The following is an 18,845-nucleotide window of genomic DNA, read 5'->3' as shown; positions in this document are numbered from 1 at the left end:
GCCCCCACCCTGCCCGCGCTCGGCGGGATCAGACATTGAAGCGAAAGTGGATGACGTCGCCGTCGCAGACCACATAATCCTTGCCCTCGGAGCGCAGCTTGCCCTGCTCCTTCGCCCCCTGCTCGCCGCGACAGGCGATAAAGTCGTCGTAACCGATGACCTCGGCACGAATGAAGCCGCGCTCGAAATCGCTGTGGATGACGCCGGCCGCCTGCGGCGCCCGGGCGCCGCGCGGGATGGTCCAGGCGCGCACCTCCTTGGGCCCGGCCGTGAAATAGGTCTCCAGGCCGAGCAGCCGATAGCCGGCGCGCACGACGCGGTTCAGCCCAGGTTCGGCGAGCCCCAGTTCGGCGAGGAAATCGGCCCGCTCGGCCTCATCGAGGGCCATGAGCTCGGCCTCGATGGCCGCACAGACGGGTACGACCTCGGCCCCCTCGCGGGCAGCGAGCGCCTCGACCGCCGCGAGCAACGGGTTGTCGGTGAAGCCGTCCTCGGCGACATTGGCGACATACATGGTCGGCTTGGCGGTCAGCAGGAACAGGTCGCGCAGTTCGTCGCGCGAATCCTCATCGAGCCCCATCGCGCGCACCGGCACCCCCTGATCGAGGGCCTCGCGCACCCGCTCGAGCAGCGCCTTGCGGGCCAGCACCTTCTTGTCCCCGGTCTTGGCGGCGCGCACCGCGCGGTCGAGGGCCTTATCGACCGATTCCAGGTCGGCCAGCGCCAACTCGGTGTCGATGACCTCGATGTCGCGCACCGCATCGACCTGGCCCGCGACGTGGATCACGTCATCGTTCTCGAAGCAGCGCACGACGTGGGCGATGGCATCGGTCTCGCGGATGTTGGCGAGGAACTTGTTGCCGAGTCCCTCGCCCTTCGAGGCGCCGGCGACCAGGCCGGCGATGTCGACGAACTGCATCGTCGTCGGGATGACCTTCTGCGGCTTGACGATCGCGGCGATGGCGTCGAGCCGGGGATCGGCCAGCGGCACCACGCCGACGTTCGGATCGATCGTGCAGAAGGGGTAGTTCTCCGCCGCGATGGTCGCCTGCGTGAGGGCGTTGAAGAGGGTGGACTTGCCGACATTGGGCAGACCCACGATACCGCACTTGAATCCCATATTCGCTTGTCGCCTGAAAAACGTGGAATGTTAGCCGATGGGTCGGCGGGACCGCCAATCGCAGACCGTCACCGCCCGATACCGGCGCGGTCGAGGGCGCTCGGACACCGATCCGCCCCCTGTCGATCCGTGCTCGTCCGTGGCCGATCGCTTCTTTCTGTTTTTGCCACGGATCTTCGCGGATGAACACGGATGATCTTCTGGAGGCTCGATGAGCCCGCGCGTGGTCTCCGGCGGGCAGACGGGGGTAGACCGCGCCGCGCTCGACGCCGCCGCGGCGCTCGGGCTTGCGATCGGTGGCTGGTGTCCGCGCGGGCGGCGTGCCGAGGATGGCCCGATCCCGGCCCGCTACCCGCTGATCGAGACGCCCGTCGCCGCGTACCGACAGCGCACCGCCTGGAACGTCCGCGACAGCGACGCAACGCTGATCCTGCACCGCGGCCCGCTGAGTGGCGGCACCGCGCTGACGGCGGACCTCGCACGGCGGCTCGACCGGCCGCTCTTGACCTGGGACCTGTCCGAGCCGCCGGCCATCGCAGCCGTCGTCGAATGGCTGCTCGACCACGGCGTCCAGGTCCTCAACTGCGCGGGGCCGCGCGAATCCGGGGCGCCCGGCATCGAGGCCGAGGCGCGCACCCTCTGCACGCGCCTCTTTCTTGCTTGGCTCACCGCGCGCGCGGCGCGCCGGGTCCCTTCAGCGCCTTGGAACACAGGGGGCACCGATGCGTCCGTTGGGCAAGACCGCCATCATTGATCATGATTATCATAGCGAGCGTTGGATCACAGCGCTCCGAACGAAAGAGGCCGCATGATCCTAGAAGCGGCAGTTGGACGGCCTCTGAGGTGCGTCCCGCGGGGGTCGTAGCGCCCCTCACCTCGCTGGTGAACCTGCGTCGCGCAAGTATTCGATATTATTTCAAAGACTTGAATCGATGGCGAAGCGGTCAACTGCCGTTCCTAGGATGACGCGCTGGCGTGCCATGCCGTGCGTCGAACCGGCGCTTCGCGCACCCGTCGCCAACGGCCGAGCGGCATCGAGAAGGCCCTGCGAGGCCCTAGACCAAGACCACCGCCGAGAGGCCCGAGCCCCTGAATACGGACTGTCATGATCGAGGAGACCGCGACCATCCTGGTCGTCGAGGATAATCGGACCAACCTCGACATCCTGCGGCGGCTGCTGCGCCCGCACGAGGTCCTCGCCGCCGCCGATGCGACCGAGGCCCTGACGATCCTCGAGCGGGCACGCCCCGACGTGATCCTGCTCGACATCATGATGCCCGGCATGGACGGCTACGAACTCTGCACCATCATCAAGGCGCGCCCGGCGCTACGCGACATCCCGATCCTGTTCATCACCGCCCGCACCGACGAGGAGAGCCTGATCCGCGCCTTCGACGTCGGCGGCAGCGACTATGTGACCAAGCCGTTCCGCAGCAAGGAACTGCTCGCCCGGGTGCGCATCCAGATCGCCTACCGCCGGGCCCTCCAGCGGCTGCGCAAGATGGCCGTCACCGACGAGCTGACCGGCCTCTACAACCGCCGTGCCTTCTTCGCCGAGGGCTTCGCGCTGTGCAACGAGGTCCGCGCGCGCAACGGCACCCTGAGCGCGCTGATGATCGACATCGACCACTTCAAGCAGGTCAACGACCGCCATGGCCACGCCGTCGGCGACCGCGCCCTGCGCCTGGTGGCCGACGCGCTCGCACAAGCGCTCGGCGCCGGCGGCCTGCTCGGGCGCATCGGCGGCGAGGAATTCGCGCTCCTCGCCCCGTACCGCGACGAGGGCGAGGCGATCGCCTTCGCCGAGGTCCTGCGCCAGACCATCGGTGCGCTGCCGCTGGAGACCGACGGCGGGGCGATCCACCTGACCGTGAGCATCGGCGTCGTCTGCCGACGCCTCGGCGAGGTGGGGCTCGAGACGCTGCTGCAGATCGCCGACAACCGCCTCTTCAAGGCCAAGCGCGCCGGGCGCAATCGCGTCTTCCCCGTCCCCGGGGACCGACCGGAGACGACGAACGGCCCTGACCCGGCATGACGACCGCATGGCCTCGATGAAGATCGGCGGCAATCCCAAGAGCGGCAGTTGGACGGTGCCCGAGGTGCGCCGCGCGGGGTGTCCGGCAAGGCACAAGGAGGCGCAATACACGGCGGATCCGTTCTGATCCGCCGGCGTCGCCTGCGCCGATAGCACGGCCCGTAGGTCGGGTTAGGCGCGCTGGCACGGCGGTCCGAGTAAGACAAAGGATTGCGCGCGCCGTAACCCGACAGGGGCCTCGGAGCCGCGTTGCCGGCTGTCGGGTTACGCCCTGAGGGGCTAACCCGACCTACGGGCTGCCGCTGGAGACCGACGGCGGGGCGATCCACCTGACCGTGAGCATCGGCGTCGTCTGCCGACGCCTCGGCGAAGCGGTCGACTGCCGTTTTTAGGATAATGACCGCCACGAGCCGGCAACGGCCATTCCCCACCGATGGTGACTCGACGATGAAGACATTTCTCTGGGCGATGATCACGGCGATCATCGGCGGCGTGCTCGGGGCCTTCCTGGCCCTCGGCTTCGGCACCAGCCTCGGTGCCGCGAGCGGCCTGATCCAAGGCTCGCAGATCGGCATCTGCCTGGCCGTCGAGACGGCCCACGAGCAGGGTCGCCTCGATGACGAGGGCGCCGACGAGCTCATCGCCGCCGCCTTGGCGCAGGTCAAGGCCAAGGTCCGCGGGCTGCCCGGCGGCGAGATCGATTGGGTTGCCGATCGGGCCGGTTGTGCCGAGCTCACCGCGCGGCTCGCCGAGCGGCCGGTCGGGCTCGCGGCCCCGGCCCAATGAGCCCGCCGCCATGAGCCCCAGGGCGCCGTTCGCCCGCCCGCCGGGGAGCGCAACAGCGACGAGGCCCCGACCGGCGCGATGAGCGACCCCGCCGGCGACGCGTTGCCGATCGACGCGGTCCTCGACGACCTCGCCGCGGCCCTCGGGCGCGGCCATGCCGTCCTCGCCGCCCCGCCCGGCTCGGGCAAGACGACGCGGGTGCCGCTGGCCCTGCGCGAGGCACCCTGGCTCGCCGGGCGCAAGATCCTGATGCTCGAGCCGCGCCGCCCGGCCGCGCGGCTCGCCGCCTTGCGGATGGCGAGCCTCCTCGGCGAGCCGCCCGGGGCGAGCGTCGGCTACCAGATGCGCTTCGAGCGCTGCCTCGGACCCGACACCCGCATCCAGGTCCTGACCGAGGGCATCCTGACCCGCCGCCTCCAGCGTGACCCGGCCCTGGAGGACGTCGGCCTGCTGATCTTCGACGAGTTCCACGAGCGCACGCTGACCGCCGATCTCGGCCTCACGCTGGCCCTCGACACGGTCGCCGCGCTGCGCCCCGACCTGCGCCTGTTGATCATGTCGGCGACCCTCGATACGCCCGCCATCGCGGCGCGCCTCGGCGGCGCCCCGGTGATCCGCGCCGGCGGGCGCGCCCATCCCATCGCCATCCACTATGCGGAGCGCCCGCCCGGGCGCGACCTGGCCGCGACGGTCGCCGACGGCGTGCGCCGCGCGCTGGCCGAACAGGGCGGCGACCTGCTCGTCTTCCTGCCCGGCGCCCGCGAGATCGAGCAGGTTCGCGGCCTGCTCGAGGCGCGCGCCGCCCCGGATCTGGAGCTGCTGCCGCTGCACGGCGGCCTGACGACGGCCGAACAGGACCGGGCGCTACGCCCGGACGGCGCACGGAGACGGCGCGTCGTCCTCGCCACCGACATCGCCGAGACCAGCGTCACGATCGAGGGGGTCACGACCGTCGTCGACTGCGGGCTGACCCGCAAACCCCGCTTCGACCCCGGCAGCGGCCTCGCGCGGCTCGTCACCGAGCCGATCGCGCTGGCCTCGGCCACCCAGCGCGCCGGGCGCGCCGGGCGGCTCGGCCCCGGCACCGCCTACCGGCTCTGGACGCGTGCGCAGGAGGTCGGCCGCCCCGAGCACCGCCCGGCCGAGATCCTCCAGGCCGACCTCGCGCCGCTGGCCCTCGAGCTCGCCCTCTGGGGAGTGCGCGACCCGAGCGACCTGCAATGGCTCGATCCGCCGCCGGCCCCCGCCTGGGCGCAGGCCGTCGCCCTGCTCCGCGACCTCGGGGCGCTCGACGCCACTGGTCGGCTGACCCGCCTCGGCCGACGCCTCGCCGAGCTGCCGGTGCACCCGCGCCTCGCCCGGCTGCTGGCCGCCGCGCCCCCGGCGGGCCGGCCACTCGCCTGCGACCTCGCCGCCCTGCTCTCCGATCGCGACCCCTGGCTCGCGGTGCCCGGCGAGGCGACCCCGGCCGACCTCGGCCTGCGCCTCCAGGCCCTCACCGCCTGGCGCGAGCGCCGCCCGACGCATGGCCTCGATCGGCGCCGCCTCGCCGCGGCGGCGCGGCTGAGCCGCGAACTCGCGGGTCGGCTCGCCGACGCCGGGAGCGCCGAGGCACCGCTCGCGGACCCCATCGACGCCGGCGCCCTGCTCGCCCTCGCCTACCCTGACCGCATCGCCCAGCAACGCGGCGCCGATGCGGCCCGCTACCGGCTCGCCGCCGGCCCCGGGGTGCGGCTCTCGCCGGACGACCCGTTGGCCCGCCACCGCTACCTGGTCGTCGCCGACCTCGACGCCGCCGGCCAGGACGGGCGCATCCGCCTGGCCCTGCCGATCGCCGAGGCCGAGCTGCAGACGCGGCTGGCCGAACGCCTGGAGACGACCGAGACCCTGCGCTGGGACCGTGAGCGCGAGGCCGTTGCGGCCCGCCACGAGACCCGGCTCGGGACGCTCGTGCTCGCCGCCCGACCGCAGCCGATCGGTGACCCGACGGCGGCCGCGGCCCTGCTGCTGGAGCAGGTCGCGGCGCGCGTCGACGAGGCCCTCGCCTGGGGCGAGCGGGCGCGTCAGCTCCAGGCGCGCGTCGCGCTGCTGCGGCGGCTCGAGCCCGAGGCCGGGTGGCCGGACCTCGACGACGCCGCGCTGCGCACGACCGTCGCCGACTGGCTCGGCCCCTGGCTCGTCGGCCGGCACCGGCTGGCCGATGTGCGGGGGCTCGATCTCGCCGAGGTCCTCACCGCCCGGCTCGCCTGGCCGCAGCGCCAGCGCCTGGACCAGGAGGTCCCCGAGTGGCTGACGACCCCGGCCGGCACGCGCCGGCGGCTCGACTACGGCGCCGGCGACGTGCCGGTCCTGGCCGTTCCGCTCCAGGAACTCTTCGGCGCGGCGGCGACCCCGACCGTCGCCGGCGGGCGGGTCGCGGTGATGCTGCACCTCCTCTCCCCGGCCCGCCGCCCGGTCCAGGTGACCCGCGACCTGGCCGGCTTCTGGGCGCGCGGCTACCCGGAGGTGCGCAAGGAACTGCGCGGCCGTTACCCGAAACACCACTGGCCCGAGGACCCGACCGCAGCGGCCCCGCTCGCCGGCGGCCTGAAGCGGCGCCGCTGACCGCCCGGCGCTGCCCCAGTCAGGGCAGGCGTCAGAACAGGCGATCGAGGAGCGCCGGGACCGACACCGGCGGCTCCGGCTCGGCGAGCGGCTCCCCGACGGGATCCGGCGCCGCCCCCAGCGGCAGCCAGTGGTACTCGCTCGGGATCAGCTCCTCGATCGTGTTCGGTCCGTCCGCGTCGGTCTCGGCACCGGTGCGCCGATCGATGCGCACCCGCACCAGCCCGGGCGGGGGGTCGAGGACGGCCTCCGGCTTGTCCTTCAGGGCCTCGCCCATGAAGTCCATCCAGACGCCGAGGGCCGCCCGCCCGCCGCTCTCGCCGCGCCCGAGCGGCGTGAAGCCGTCGAAGCCCATCCAGGCGACCGCCACCAGGTCCTTCTGGTAGCCGCAGAACCAGGAGTCGCGCACCGCGTTGGTCGTCCCGGTCTTGCCGACGACGTCGCTTCGCTTCAGGGCCAGCGCCCGCCGCCCGGTACCGTCCTCGATGACGTCGCGCAGCATCGAGGTCATCTGGTAGGCGACGCGCGGGTCGAGGACGCGCTCGGCCGTCGCCGGCCCGGAGGCCGCCGTGCCCACCGCGAGCGGGCGGGTCGCGGCCGGGGTGTCGCCGTAGCGCGCCCAGCAGTCCGAGCACGCGCGCGGCGGGTCGGCCGCGAAGAGGACGGTGCCGTCCGGGGCCTCGATCCGCTGGATCAGATAGGGGCTCACGCGGTAGCCGCCGTTGGCGAAGACCGCGTAACCGGCGGCCATCTGCAGCGGCGAGGCCTCGCCGGTGCCGAGCGCGAGCGACAGGCCGTTCGGCAGGGTCTCGGGGGCGAAGCCGAAGCGTTCGATGTGCTCGCGCGCGGCGGCGACCCCGAGGTCGCGCAGCAGATCGATCGTCGCGAGGTTGCGCGACTTGGCGAGCGCGACGCGCAGGCGGATCGACCCGAGCGTGCGCCCATCGGCGTTGCGCGGCGCCCAGGTCCGGCCGCGACTCTGGGGGATGCGGATCGGCTCGTCGCGCAGCAGGCTGGCCGGCGTCCAACCGCGGCTCAGGGCCGTCGCGTAGACGAAGGGCTTGAAGCTCGAGCCCGGCTGGCGGCGGGCGTCGACGGCGCGGTTGAAGGCGCTCGCCTCGAAGGCATAGCCGCCGACCACGGCGAGGATGGCGCCGTTCTCGGGGGCGATCGCGGCCAAGGCACCGGTCACGGCCGGTGCCTGGGCCAGCGACCAGCCCCCGTCATCGTCCTGGCGCAGCCGGATCAGGTCGCCGACGGCCACGGCCTCGCTGGGGCGGCGCGGGGCAGGACCGCGGCTGTCCTCGTTGCGGTAGGGCCGGGCCCACTCCAGGCCCGCGCGCGGCAACGTCGCCGAGCGGCCCTCGCCGAGATAGACCTCGGCCGTCGTGGCACCGACCGCGACGACGACCCCGGCGCGCAGCTCCGGCAGCGCCGGTACCGCGGCGAGGAAGGCGTCCATCGCGGCCTGATTTGCGGCCTGATTTGCGGCTGGGGTGGCCACTGGGGTGGCGGCTGGGTCGAACCGGCCCTCGGCGCCACGGTAACCGTGGCGCCGATCGTAGTCGAGGAGCCCGTCGCGCAGCGCCGCCTGGGCGGCGAGCTGCAGGCGCCCGTCGATGCTCGTGTAGACGCGCAGCCCCTCGCCGTAGACCGCCTCGCCGTAGCGCTCGACCATCTCGCGGCGGGCCATCTCGGCGGCATGACCGGCCGCGAGTTCGATCGGCCGGCGATGCAGGTAGGCGATGTCGGGCTGGGTCACCGCCTGGCGGTATTGATCGGCATCGATGGAGCCGAGTTCGAGCATCCGCCCCAGGATGTGGTCGCGCCGGGCGCGCGCCGCGATCGGATTCGTGACCGGGTTGAGGGCCGAGGGCGCCTTCGGTATCCCGGCGAGCATCGCCATCTCGGCAATCGTCAGATCGGCGAGGCGCTTGCCGTAGTAGAGTTCGGCGGCCGCCGAGATGCCGTAGGCGCGGTGGCCGAAGAAGATCTTGTTGAGATAGATCTCCAGGATCTCGTGCTTATCGAGCTCACGCTCGAGGCGTTGGGCCAGGATCAACTCGGCGACCTTGCGATGCAGGGTCTTCTCCGGGGTCAGGAACAGGTTGCGGGTGAGCTGCATCGTGATGGTGCTGCCGCCCTGGGTCGGGCGGCCGCTGCGCGCGACCTCGAGCGCGGCGCGGGCGAGCCCGACCGGATCGATCCCCTCGTGGGCGAAGAAGCGGCTGTCCTCGGCGGCGAGGAAGGCCTGAATCAGGTGCGGAGGGATCGCGGCGAAGGCCACCGGCTGGCGACGCTGGACGCCGAACTCGGCCATCAGCGCCCCATCGGCGCTGTAGACCCGCAGCGGCTCGCGGTACTGCACGTCGCGCAGCCCCGCGAGCGAGGGCAGGCCCGGCACGATGGTCGCGAGGTAGACGGCCGCCGCCGCGGCCCCGAGCAGGGCCAGGTCGAAGGGCACCGCGAGCCCCGCCGCGACGAGCCGGGCCAGCCAGCCGAGCGGTCCCGGCGAGCGCCGCCGAGCAGCGGGCACCTTGGCGACCGGACGGGGCGGCGCCGGCCGCGTCACGCGCAGGCGGGCCGCACCACCTCGCGGTCCGACCCCACCGTGGCGCCGCCCGGCCTGGCGGCTGCTCTCGCGCCTCTGGTCCATGTCCCGCCCTCGCCTCGCTCGACAGGGTCCGGTCGACGAACAGACCGGCCCGAATGCCTTACACTCTCCCGCCCGAAGGGACCACTCCATTTGCCGACCGGACGCTCGAAGATGTCGCCGACGCCCGCTGCCCGACCACACCGCCCCGCGATCCGCCGCCTGCCGCGCCACCTGGGCCTCGCCCTCTGGCTCCTCGCCGCGCCGCCCAGCCTCGCGGCGCCGCCGACCGACGACGCCGAACGGCTCGCGACCGCCGAGCCCGCCGAGCGCGAGGTCGTCCTGACCGGCTTCACGCGCGCCCGCGCCGAGCTGCCGCTCGTCACCGAGACCCAGGGCCGCGTCGAGGCGGTCCTCTATGATATCGGGGATGCGATCGGCGACGAGGGCCTCTTCGCCCGCATCGACACGACCTTCATCGCGCTGGAGCTCGAGGAGGTCCTCGTCCAGCAGGCGCGGCTGCGCGAGCGTATCGCGCTCGATCGCCGCGAGGCCGAGCGCTACCGCGCACTGGCCCGGCAGAACAGTGTCTCGGCCTCGCAGGCCGAGGCGCTGGAGCAGACCCTGAGCAGCAACCGCCGCGAGCTCCAGGCGCTCCAGATCCGCGAACGCACGCTGCGCGAGCGCCTCGCGCGCGCCCGTATCCAGGCCCCGCCCGGTTGGCGGGTCACGGCCCGCGCCGTCGAGCCCGGGCAATGGGTGCGGGTCGGCGAGACGCTCGGCGCCGTCGCCGATTTCACGACCCTCCTCGTGCCCTTCGCGCTGACCCCGGAACAGCACGCGGCGCTCGAACGTCAGGCCGAGGACCTCGTGCTGACGCTGCCCGACCTCGGGCGAACCGTGTCGGCCAGCCTCTACCGCGTCAACCCGGGCTTCGACCCGGCGACCCGCAAGATCCCCATCGAACTCGCGCTCGGCGGCGACCCGCAGCCGCGCCGCGGCGGCTTGCGCGCCCGACTCGCGCTGCGCGTGCCGCAGGACGACGGCACGGTCCTGCTACCGACGGCGGCCGTCGCCGGCAGCTACGAGGAGCACTGGGTGGTGCGCGCCGACGGCGAGCGGGTCCGCGTCGTCCTCCTCGACCCGGCCGACGGGGCGGCCAGGGACCTGGTGCGCGTGAGCGCCCCGACGCTCCGCCCGGGCCAGCGCTTTCGCCTCGCCGGGGACGACTGATGGAGGGCCTCGTCCGCTTCACGCTGCGCCAGCAGGTCCTGTTCAACCTGCTGTTCGTCGTGCTGATGGTCGCCGGCGCCTTCTCGGTGCTGAGCGTCCCCGTCGAGCGCTACCCGGACGTCATGATGGGCGATGCCCAGATCGACTTCATCTACCCGGGCGCCTCGCCGGCCGACGTCGAGGCCCTGGTGGTCACCGAGATCGAGGAGGCACTCGAGGGGCTCGAGCAGGTCGAGCTGATCAGCGCGACCTCGCGCCGGGAGATCGCGAGCATCCGCGTCAAGTTCCAGGACGACACCGACTACGAGGCCCTCTACGACGAGCTGCGCTTCCGCGTCCTCGGGGCGCTCGGCGAGCTGCCGCCCGCCGTCGAGCCGCCCACCTTCACCCTCTACCGCACCGGCTACTGGCTGCCGGTGGTCGCCGTCAACCTGGTCGGCGAGCGCACCAACCGGGCGCTGACCCTGATGGCCGAGGAACTTCAGGTGCGCATGGCCCAGATCCCCGGCGTCGCCGAGGCCGAGCTGATGGGCGAGTACACGCGCGAATTCCACGTGGTCCTCGACCCGACCCGCCTCATCGCCTACGGCCTGAGCTTCGACGAGGTCGCCGCGGCCCTCCAGGACGCGAACCTGAGCATCCCGGCGGGCAGCTTCACCGACGCCTCGGGCGAGTTCACGGTGCGGGTCGACGAGCGCTTCGACGCCCGCGCCGATGTCCTCGAGACCGTCGTGCGACGCGACCTCGACGGGTCCTTCGTCACCGTCGCCGACCTGATCTCGGCGGCCGACGTCGGCTACCGCCGGCCCAACGTCATCACCAGCGTCAACGGCGCGGACGGGGTCACGCTGCGCATCCTCAAGGTCCCCGAGGGCAACGCGCTGGAGATCTACGCGGCCGTCCAGGCGATCGTCGCCAAGGCCCGCCCGAGCCTCGCCGTGCAGGGCGTCGAGGTCGTCCTCACCCAGGACTCGACCCTCTACATCGAGGAGGCGATGGGCACGCTCGGCTGGAACCTGGCCGTCGGCATCTGCCTGGTGAGCCTGATCCTCTGGTACTTCCTCGGCCTGCGCAACGCCGCGCTGGTGACGATCGGGATCCCCTTCTCGTTCCTCGTCACCATGGTCCTGGTGAACATCACCGGCCACTCGCTGAACGAGATCACCCTGTTCTCGTTCGTGCTGGTCTCGGGGATCATCGTCGACGACGCGATCGTCGTCGTCGAGAACATCTACCGCCAGATCCAGCGCGGCCTGTCGCTCGCCGAGGCGATCGTGCGCGGCACCAGCCAAGTGATGCTGCCGGTCATCTCGGCCAGCGCGACGACCGTCGCCGCCTTCCTGCCGATGCTGATCATGACCGGCTCGACCGGCGAATTCTTCGCCCAGATCCCGACGGCCGTGTCCTTCGCGATCGTCGCCTCGCTCTTCGAGTGCCTGCTGATCCTGCCGCTGCACTACCGCGACTTCGGCCCCCGGCCGGCCTCGCGCGCCGCTCGCGCGCCCCGCGACCCCTGGCCGCTCCCGTGGCTGCGCCGAGTCACCGACCGGCTGATCGGGGTGGCCCTGCGCCATCGCCGCAAGAGCCTCGCCGCGACCCTGATCGCCTTCGTCGCGGCCGTGGCGATCCTCGGCGTGTCGGTGGCCGGGATCGCGCCGCTGATCCGCATCCAGTTCTTCCCCGACGACTACAACCTCTACTACGCGACCATCGAGGGGCCGCCCGACACCCCGATCGAGACGATCGACGCGAAGGTCCGGGCGATGGCGCGGCTGATCCTGGCCGACGGCGAGGGCTACGCCCGCTCGGCGGCCGGCTTCGCCGGCTTCATCGTCAACGAGGACTACGAACAGGAACTGGCGCTGAACACCGGCATGGTCGCGGTGGCGATGCCGACCAAGGACGCGCGCGCCTTCGCCGACCCGCTCGCCCACCTGGAGCAGGTCCGCGCGCGGCTCGAGGAGGCCCTCGGCGGCGAGGGCTTCCGCATCCGCGTGCGCGCCGAGAAGGACGGCCCGCCGGCCGGCAAGGACGTGACGATCCGCGTCGTCGGCGGCGACGAGGCGCAGGTCGCGGCGCTCAGCGACGCACTCCTCGCGGCCCTGCGCGAGGCCCCCGAGATCGGCCCGCACCTGGTCGGGCTCGGCGATGACCGCGGCCGCCCAGCGCGCGTCTACCGCCTGGCCGTCGACGCCCCCCGCGCCCAGGAACACGGCCTCACGCCCGGGGCCGCGGCGCGCATCGCCGCGGCCGTCCTCGATGGGCGCTACATCGGCACCTACCGCCTCGTCGACGAAGAGGTCGACCTCAAGCTGCGCATCGACCCGGCCGCGCTCGACACCCCGGCGGCGGCGCTCGCGCTACCGGTCATGCCCCATCCGAGCGGACCCGTCCACCTCGGCGACATCGTCCGCCCGCGCATCGAGACCCAACCGGCCGAGCTCCACCGCTTCCGCGGCCAACGCAGCCTGACGATCACGGCCGACATCCGCGCGGACGCGCCGATCTCCACGCCCTACGTCGTCGCCTGGACCGAGGACCACTACGCGACGATCCGCGACCGCTTCCCGGGCGCGACCATCACCTTCGGCGGGGCCTTCGAGTCGACCCAGCGCTCCTTCGATAGCCTGACCCGCGCCTTCGGCCTCGCGATCCTCGTGATCTACCTGATCCTCGCGACCCAGTTCCGCTCCTACGCCCAGCCCCTGATCGTCCTCTCGGCGGTCATGTTCGCGGTGATAGGCGTCGTCTTCGGCCACCTGGCGACGCGCACCGTCTTCACCGTCAACAGCTTCATCGCCATCGTCGGCGTCACCGGGGTGGTCGTCAACGGCGCCCTGGTCCTGCTCGACTTCATCAACCGACGCTACCGCGAGGGCGCGACGCGCCGCGAGGCGATCGTCGCCGGCGTGCACACGCGGCTGCGCCCGATCCTGCTCACGGCCCTCACGACCATCCTGGGCCTGCTGCCGATGGCCATCGGCATCCCGAGCTACTCGGTGGTCTGGGGCACGATGGCCGCGACCTTCGTGACCGGTATCGCGACCGCCGCGGTGCTGACGCTCTTCGTCGTACCGGTCGCCTGGGATCTGCTCATCGAATGGCAGGAACGGCACCGCCGGCACGGGCACGAGGCCGTCGCCGACCCGCCCGGCGACGGTGCCTGATATCATGGCCCGCGCCTGATACCGCCGCGGCGACCGCGCACGAGCGCGGCCGCCGCCCCCCGACCGACTCCACCCTCGGGAGCGAACGATGCACTCGCAACGCCTCTCCGCCGCCGTCTTGGCCGCCCTCGGGCTGCTCCTCCTCACCGCCGCCTTCCTGACCCCGGGCGAACCCCGCCTGGTGCCGATCGGCCTGCCGAGCGGGGATCACGTCACGGCCCTCGCCGCCGGCGACGGGGACTCGCTGCTCGCCGCCACGCAGGCGGGCCAGATCTGGCGGTATCGCGACGGGCTCTGGACGCGCGAACGGGTCGATCCGGAGGACCGGGTCATCACGGTCCTGATCGGCGAGCCGCGCCACCACCCGGTCGGCACCGCGCGCGGCCTCTGGTGGCAGGCCGGGGTGCCGCTCGCCGCCGCGCCGCGGGTGCTCGATCTCCTCGAGCTCGACGATGGGCTCGTGCTGGCGGGCGACGACGGCGTGCGGGTCCTCGCCGAGGGGCATTGGCACGCGCCGATGACGGGGTCCTTCGCCTACCGGCTCCAGGCCCAGACGCGCGACGGGCAGCGGTACCTGCACGTCGGCACGATCGGCGAGGGGATCTACTCGGTCGCCGCGGCGCAGCGCCTCGAACCCTGGCAGCCGAACAGCCGCGGCCTGCCCGAAGGCGTCAAGGTCCTGAGCTTCGCGGTCACAGCGGGCGGACGCCTGCTCGCCGGCACCGACCAGGGGCTCTACTGGCAGGACGGGCCGGGGCAGGACTGGCAGCCCCTCGGTGCCGATCTCGCGGACCAGCGCATCCTCGCCCTCCATCGGGCCGCGGCCGACGAGGCCGACGTTCAGCGCCTGTGGATCGGCACCGACGATGGCCTTTTGGCCGTCGATCTCGCAGAATACCGGGATAATCTGGAGGCCCGCGCCACGGCCCGCACCGTCGCCCCGATCGACGAAGGGGTCGGCATCGGCTCGATCGTCGCGCGCGTCGGGCACCTGGCGATCGGCGCCGGGACCGTCTACGAACTGCGCGACGGCCGCTCCGGCACCTGGCTGCTCATGATCCTCGGCGGCCTCGGGCTCCTGGTCGTCGGCGCCTGGCTCGGCCTGCGCTCGCCCCGTCGCCCGGCGGGTTGAGGCGAGCCTCCGACCCGCATCCGCCATCTTCGAGAAACCACACGATGAAGCGTTCCAATAGCAAATCCCTGGTCATCACCGGCAGCATCGTCGGCATCCTCGTCCTGTTCTGGATCAGCTGGGCGGGCGGCATCGTGCCCCAGGTCTGGCAGGTCAACTCGCTGCTGAAAGACGACCCCATGCTCCAGGAATACCCTTACAAGTTCCGGGCCGTCCTGCTCGCGAGCGGCGTCGCGACCCTGACCCGCCCCTACGACATGCAGGTCGCGCCGTTCGAATTCCTCCAGGTGATCGAGCCCGAGCTGGCCGGCAAGGCGCCGAACGATCCGGCGATGGTCGCCGCCCTGAAGCGCCTGCGGGCACACGAGGCTCGGGCGGCCCGCGTGGCCGTCAACCACACGGCGGCCGACGGGGTCGAATGGGTGCTCGACCGCGCCTGGTACCACAAGCACGACATCAAGCTGCCACCGAAGACCGTGGCCTACTGACCGAGCACCGCGTCGGCGACCCCGGCCGTCCGCCTCTCCACCGGGCGGGCGGCTCGCGGTTCACGGACGTGCGGCGACAGGGATAGGCGCAGGAATGACCGGGGCATAGCCCGACGTCGAAGACGGATCGGCACGGAGCGCGGCTGCAAACCGCACGAACGACCCGTAAGGTCGCGTGCGAAGATCGCACAAGCACCGCGCAGTGCTGGAGAGGGAGAGAAGGGGAGCGCCTAAGGCGTTGAAAAATGGTGGCTACGGGTGGACTCGAACCACCGACCCCCGCATTATGAGTGCGGTGCTCTAACCAACTGAGCTACGTAGCCAGCAAGACGCGCAACTCTAGCAGCAGACCCCCACGACGTCAATCGCCACGTGTCCCCGCGACGCGACGAGGGCGTTCCGATCCGCCGCGGTCGGGTTACCGGCACGGCCCGTAGGTCGGTCTAGGCACGCCCACACGGCCCCCCATGACCACGAACCGCTCGCGCGCGCCGTCACCCGACAGCGGCCTCCGCGGGCGCCGCGTGGCCGGCCGTCGGGTTACGCCCTGGGGGGCTAACCCGACCTACGGCCCAGGCGAGCATCGGCATGGCCCGTCGGGTTAGGCGCGCCGGCACGGCCTCCAATGACAACGAACCGCTCGCGCGCGCCTTCACCCGACAACGACCTCCGCGGGCGCCGCGTGGCTGGCCGTCGGGTTACGCCCTGGGGGGCTAACCCGACCTACGGCCCAGGCGAGCATCGGCATGGCCCGTAGGTCGGGTTAGGCGCGCTAGCACGGCCTCCCATGACAAGGAACCGCCCGCGCGCGCTGTAACCCGACGGCGGCTCCCGAGAACCCCGCCCGCAACCCTTGCCCGAGGATCCGATCGCGGGGATCATGGCCCCCGAACCCGGCGCCGCGTGACGGCCCGATCGCCCGAGGAGACGAACGAAAGCCATGTCGAAGTCCCAATACGCCCCCTCCTCCCACCGCGCCAGCGAGGGCCCGCGATGAGCGGCCCGCCGGTATCCGAGACGCTCGACCCGAGGGACTGGCACCTCGCGATCCGTGTGACGGCCATGCCCGCCGACACCAACGCCTACGGCGACATCTTCGGCGGCTGGCTGATGTCGCAGGCCGACATCGCCGGCAGCACGGTGGCGATCCAGATCGCCGGCGGCCGGATCGCGACCGTCGCGGTCAAGGAGTTCCGGTTCGTCGCCCCGGTGTTGGTCGGCGACCTGGTCAACCTCTACGCCCGCCTGGTGGGGGTCGGGCGCTCGTCGATCACGGTCGAGATCGACGCCTGGGCGCAGCGCGAGCCGGATCCGTCGAGCATCCACCAGGTCGCGATGGCGACCTTCACCTATGTCGCGGTCGGCCCCGACGGCCGGCCGCGCCCGATTCAGCCGGACACGCCGGCAGCGCCCTGAGCGCTCGTCCGAGCACCGAGCGCCACTCGTGAGGAAAATCGGCATGTTCGAGGCGACCAAGCTCGGGCGCAGCGTCACGAAGCAGGACTTCAAGGCCCAGCAGGAGGCGCTGCGCACCCAACTCCTCGCCGTGCAGCGGGAGCTCACCCAGACCAACATGCCGGTCGTAATCCTGCTCGCCGGCCTCGAGGGGGCGGGCAAGGGCGGGGTCACCAACCGCCTCAACCAGTGGCTCGACACCCGCGGCGTGCAGACCTTCGCCTTCTGGGACGAGACCGACGAGGAGCGTGCCCGCCCCCGCTACTGGCGCTTCTGGCGCTCGCTGCCCGAGCGCGGCCAGCTGGCGATCCTGTTCGGCGGCTGGTACCAGATGCCGATCGAGCACCGCTTCCGCGGCCTGTGCACCGACGCCGAACTCGACGCCGAACTCAACCGCATCGTCGACTTCGAGCGGATGCTGACCCAGGACGGGGCCCTGATCGTCAAGTTCTGGTTCCACATGTCCGAGGCCGACCAGAAGGCCCGCCTCAAGGCCCTCTCGCGCGACGACCGCAGCCGCTGGAAGATGCTCCCGGACAAGAGCAAGTTCTCCGAGCACTACCAGGAATTCGAGCACGTCGCCGAGCGCGTCATCCTCCACACCGACCGGGGCATCTCGCCCTGGTACCTGATCGAGGCCACCGACCGCCGCTACCGCGACCTGACCGTCGGCAAGACCCTGCTCCAGGCGATCAAGGCCCGGCTCAGCCACCCCGAGCCCGAGGACCCGCCATCGGCCAGCAAGGGCCTCGACCTCCCGGACGTCGAGACCGCCCAGGTCACCCTGATCGACCAGCTCGACCTGACCCAACGGCTCGGGCGCGATGAATACAAGAAGGCGCTGCACAGCCTCCAGGACGAGCTCAACGAACTCGCCTGGCAGGCCTACAAGGCCAAGCGTTCGACCGTGATGGTCTTCGAGGGCGTCGACGCGGCCGGCAAGGGCGGCGCCATCGGGCGGATCACGGGCGCCATCGACGCCCGCCTCTACCGCGCCCTGCCGATCGCCGCGCCGACCGACGAGGAGATCGCCCACCACTACCTGTGGCGCTTCTGGCGCCACATCCCCCGCGCCGGCTACCTCACCATCTACGACCGGTCCTGGTACGGCCGGGTCCTCGTCGAGCGGGTCGAGGACGGCCTGGCCTCCAACGCCGAGTGGCGCCGCGCCTACTCCGAGATCAGCCGGTTCGAGGAGCAACTCGTCGAGAGCGGCATCATCCTGTTCAAATTCTGGCTCCAGATCAGCCAGGAGGAGCAGCTGCGCCGCTTCGAGGAGCGCGAGCAGGTCGCCTACAAGCGCTACAAGATCACTGCCGAGGACTGGCGCAACCGCGAGAAGTGGCCCGCCTACAAGGCCGCTGCCAACGAGATGATCGCCCGCACCAGCACCGAGACGGCGCCCTGGTCGCTGATCGAGGCCGAAGACAAGCGGTTCGCCCGCATCAAGGTCCTGCGCATCCTCTGCGACGGCCTGAAGGACGCGCTGCAACGGGGCATCAGCGTCAACCACCTCTCGTGCAGCGACAAGGGCACGGAGCCACCCCAAGCGCAGAAATGACGCCGACCGGGCCAGGTCCGCACCTTGTCCCGCCAGGAACATCCCGCGCCGGCCTTGCTCATAGTTCCGGCCAAGGCCCACCTACATGATGGGGACTTGGAGATAAAAACTCACAATATCCGAGCCTTACCTCCTGCTGCCGGCAGGCGGCCCGCTCGGTGGCCGGAATTATGAGCAAGCCCTGCAAGGCACAAGGCGATCCGCCATACTGGAAAACGCGGGTTCCGTTCCTGGAAGCCCCCGTCGTTATACTTAATCATGGCGCAGCATGGGTCGGCTTAGGCTTGACGTTAGCTTATAGTCGCACTAACGCCAAGATTGCCACATGTAACGGTCACGACTCCGAGCATGAAGCCTATTAACTGGAACCCGGAGAAGAATCGCGAAATCATCGAGAACCGAGGCATTTCGTTCGAGGATATTGTCTTTTGCTTGCGCTCGGGTGGATTATTGGACGACATGGCACATCCGAATACAACGAAGTATTGCCACCAACGGGTTTTGGTTGTCACCGTCGAAGGTTATGCATATTTGGTCCCTTATGTAGTGCCTGGAAGAAAACCCCGTTGAATTCAAAAAAACCGCTGGCCTCATGCCGCCCCGGCGGCGGCTTTTCATTCGGATCGAGGCCGTCAGCGAGGAATACGGGGGGGCGATGTGAATTGCTTTCA

Annotated in this window: 12 protein-coding genes and 1 tRNA gene; 10 read left to right on the top strand and 3 right to left on the bottom strand. The window is 71.5% G+C overall.

What is annotated here, in order from left to right; translation table 11 throughout:
- Nucleotides 1–28: 28 nt before the first annotated feature.
- A complete protein-coding gene (ychF, locus tag CKO41_RS15855; RefSeq protein WP_200254894.1) occupies nt 29–1,120 on the bottom strand; it encodes a redox-regulated ATPase YchF in 1,092 nt (363 codons plus the stop codon).
- Nucleotides 1,121–1,331: 211 nt separating this feature from the next.
- Here ychF and CKO41_RS15850 point away from each other — a divergent pair, with 211 nt between their 5' ends.
- The 4 genes from CKO41_RS15850 (at nt 1,332) to hrpB (ending at nt 6,545) form a co-directional block, all read left to right on the top strand.
- Nucleotides 1,332–1,874, top strand: a complete 543-nt coding sequence (locus tag CKO41_RS15850; protein ID WP_200383005.1) for a putative molybdenum carrier protein — start codon at nt 1,332–1,334, stop codon at nt 1,872–1,874.
- A 351-nt stretch (nt 1,875–2,225) separates the two neighbouring features.
- Nucleotides 2,226–3,155, top strand: coding sequence for a diguanylate cyclase (locus CKO41_RS15845; RefSeq protein WP_200254890.1), 930 nt, complete (start codon nt 2,226–2,228; stop codon nt 3,153–3,155).
- A 447-nt stretch (nt 3,156–3,602) separates the two neighbouring features.
- On the top strand, nt 3,603–3,941 hold the full coding sequence (locus CKO41_RS15840; protein ID WP_200254888.1) for a hypothetical protein: 339 nt from the start codon (nt 3,603–3,605) through the stop codon (nt 3,939–3,941).
- A 78-nt stretch (nt 3,942–4,019) separates the two neighbouring features.
- Nucleotides 4,020–6,545, top strand: a complete 2,526-nt coding sequence (gene hrpB / locus CKO41_RS15835) for an ATP-dependent helicase HrpB (RefSeq protein WP_200383004.1) — start codon at nt 4,020–4,022, stop codon at nt 6,543–6,545.
- A 31-nt stretch (nt 6,546–6,576) separates the two neighbouring features.
- Here hrpB and CKO41_RS15830 read toward each other — a convergent pair whose 3' ends face one another.
- Nucleotides 6,577–9,201, bottom strand: a complete 2,625-nt coding sequence (locus CKO41_RS15830) for a penicillin-binding protein 1A (RefSeq protein ID WP_200383003.1) — start codon at nt 9,199–9,201, stop codon at nt 6,577–6,579.
- A gap of 111 nt (nt 9,202–9,312) precedes the next feature.
- Here CKO41_RS15830 and CKO41_RS15825 point away from each other — a divergent pair, with 111 nt between their 5' ends.
- From CKO41_RS15825 to CKO41_RS15810, 4 genes are all read left to right on the top strand, one after another.
- The gene (locus tag CKO41_RS15825) at nt 9,313–10,371 is read left to right on the top strand and encodes an efflux RND transporter periplasmic adaptor subunit (protein WP_200383002.1); all 1,059 of its coding nucleotides are present in this window, start codon (nt 9,313–9,315) and stop codon (nt 10,369–10,371) included.
- Complete coding sequence (locus CKO41_RS15820; protein ID WP_200383001.1) at nt 10,371–13,538, top strand: efflux RND transporter permease subunit; 3,168 nt, start codon at nt 10,371–10,373, stop codon at nt 13,536–13,538. Before CKO41_RS15825 ends, CKO41_RS15820 begins: the two co-directional genes overlap by 1 nt.
- Nucleotides 13,539–13,626: 88 nt before the next feature.
- Entirely contained in the window at nt 13,627–14,670 is a 1,044-nt protein-coding gene (locus CKO41_RS15815; RefSeq protein ID WP_200255295.1) for an ABC transporter substrate-binding protein, read from the top strand.
- Nucleotides 14,671–14,714: 44 nt separating this feature from the next.
- On the top strand, nt 14,715–15,158 hold the full coding sequence (locus CKO41_RS15810) for a hypothetical protein (protein WP_200255293.1): 444 nt from the start codon (nt 14,715–14,717) through the stop codon (nt 15,156–15,158).
- 246 nt (nt 15,159–15,404) lie between these two features.
- Here CKO41_RS15810 and CKO41_RS15805 read toward each other — a convergent pair.
- Nucleotides 15,405–15,481 (bottom strand) — tRNA-Met (locus CKO41_RS15805).
- A 670-nt stretch (nt 15,482–16,151) separates the two neighbouring features.
- Between CKO41_RS15805 and CKO41_RS15800 the strand changes: the two genes are divergently transcribed.
- Entirely contained in the window at nt 16,152–16,574 is a 423-nt protein-coding gene (locus tag CKO41_RS15800) for an acyl-CoA thioesterase (RefSeq protein ID WP_200383000.1), read from the top strand.
- A 43-nt stretch (nt 16,575–16,617) separates the two neighbouring features.
- On the top strand, nt 16,618–18,174 hold the full coding sequence (pap, locus tag CKO41_RS15795; protein WP_200382999.1) for a polyphosphate:AMP phosphotransferase: 1,557 nt from the start codon (nt 16,618–16,620) through the stop codon (nt 18,172–18,174).
- Nucleotides 18,175–18,845: the final 671 nt, after the last annotated feature.

Origin of the sequence: Thiococcus pfennigii (genome assembly GCF_016583835.1) — a bacterium.
Lineage (GTDB): Bacteria > Pseudomonadota > Gammaproteobacteria > Chromatiales > Chromatiaceae > Thiococcus > Thiococcus pfennigii.
The sequence above is the reverse complement of the archived record's forward strand: the minus strand, read 5'-3'. Positions and strand labels throughout refer to the sequence as shown.

What these genes read in the sequence shown, in the direction of transcription:
- ychF (WP_200254894.1), bottom strand. Translation starts at nt 1,120, where the DNA reads ATGGGATTCAAGTGCGGTATCGTGGGTCTGCCCAATGTCGGCAAGTCC.
- CKO41_RS15850 (WP_200383005.1), top strand. Translation starts at nt 1,332, where the DNA reads ATGAGCCCGCGCGTGGTCTCCGGCGGGCAGACGGGGGTAGACCGCGCC.
- CKO41_RS15845 (WP_200254890.1), top strand. Translation starts at nt 2,226, where the DNA reads ATGATCGAGGAGACCGCGACCATCCTGGTCGTCGAGGATAATCGGACC.
- CKO41_RS15840 (WP_200254888.1), top strand. Translation starts at nt 3,603, where the DNA reads ATGAAGACATTTCTCTGGGCGATGATCACGGCGATCATCGGCGGCGTG.
- hrpB (WP_200383004.1), top strand. Translation starts at nt 4,020, where the DNA reads ATGAGCGACCCCGCCGGCGACGCGTTGCCGATCGACGCGGTCCTCGAC.
- CKO41_RS15830 (WP_200383003.1), bottom strand. Translation starts at nt 9,201, where the DNA reads ATGGACCAGAGGCGCGAGAGCAGCCGCCAGGCCGGGCGGCGCCACGGT.
- CKO41_RS15825 (WP_200383002.1), top strand. Translation starts at nt 9,313, where the DNA reads ATGTCGCCGACGCCCGCTGCCCGACCACACCGCCCCGCGATCCGCCGC.
- CKO41_RS15820 (WP_200383001.1), top strand. Translation starts at nt 10,371, where the DNA reads ATGGAGGGCCTCGTCCGCTTCACGCTGCGCCAGCAGGTCCTGTTCAAC.
- CKO41_RS15815 (WP_200255295.1), top strand. Translation starts at nt 13,627, where the DNA reads ATGCACTCGCAACGCCTCTCCGCCGCCGTCTTGGCCGCCCTCGGGCTG.
- CKO41_RS15810 (WP_200255293.1), top strand. Translation starts at nt 14,715, where the DNA reads ATGAAGCGTTCCAATAGCAAATCCCTGGTCATCACCGGCAGCATCGTC.
- CKO41_RS15800 (WP_200383000.1), top strand. Translation starts at nt 16,152, where the DNA reads ATGAGCGGCCCGCCGGTATCCGAGACGCTCGACCCGAGGGACTGGCAC.
- pap (WP_200382999.1), top strand. Translation starts at nt 16,618, where the DNA reads ATGTTCGAGGCGACCAAGCTCGGGCGCAGCGTCACGAAGCAGGACTTC.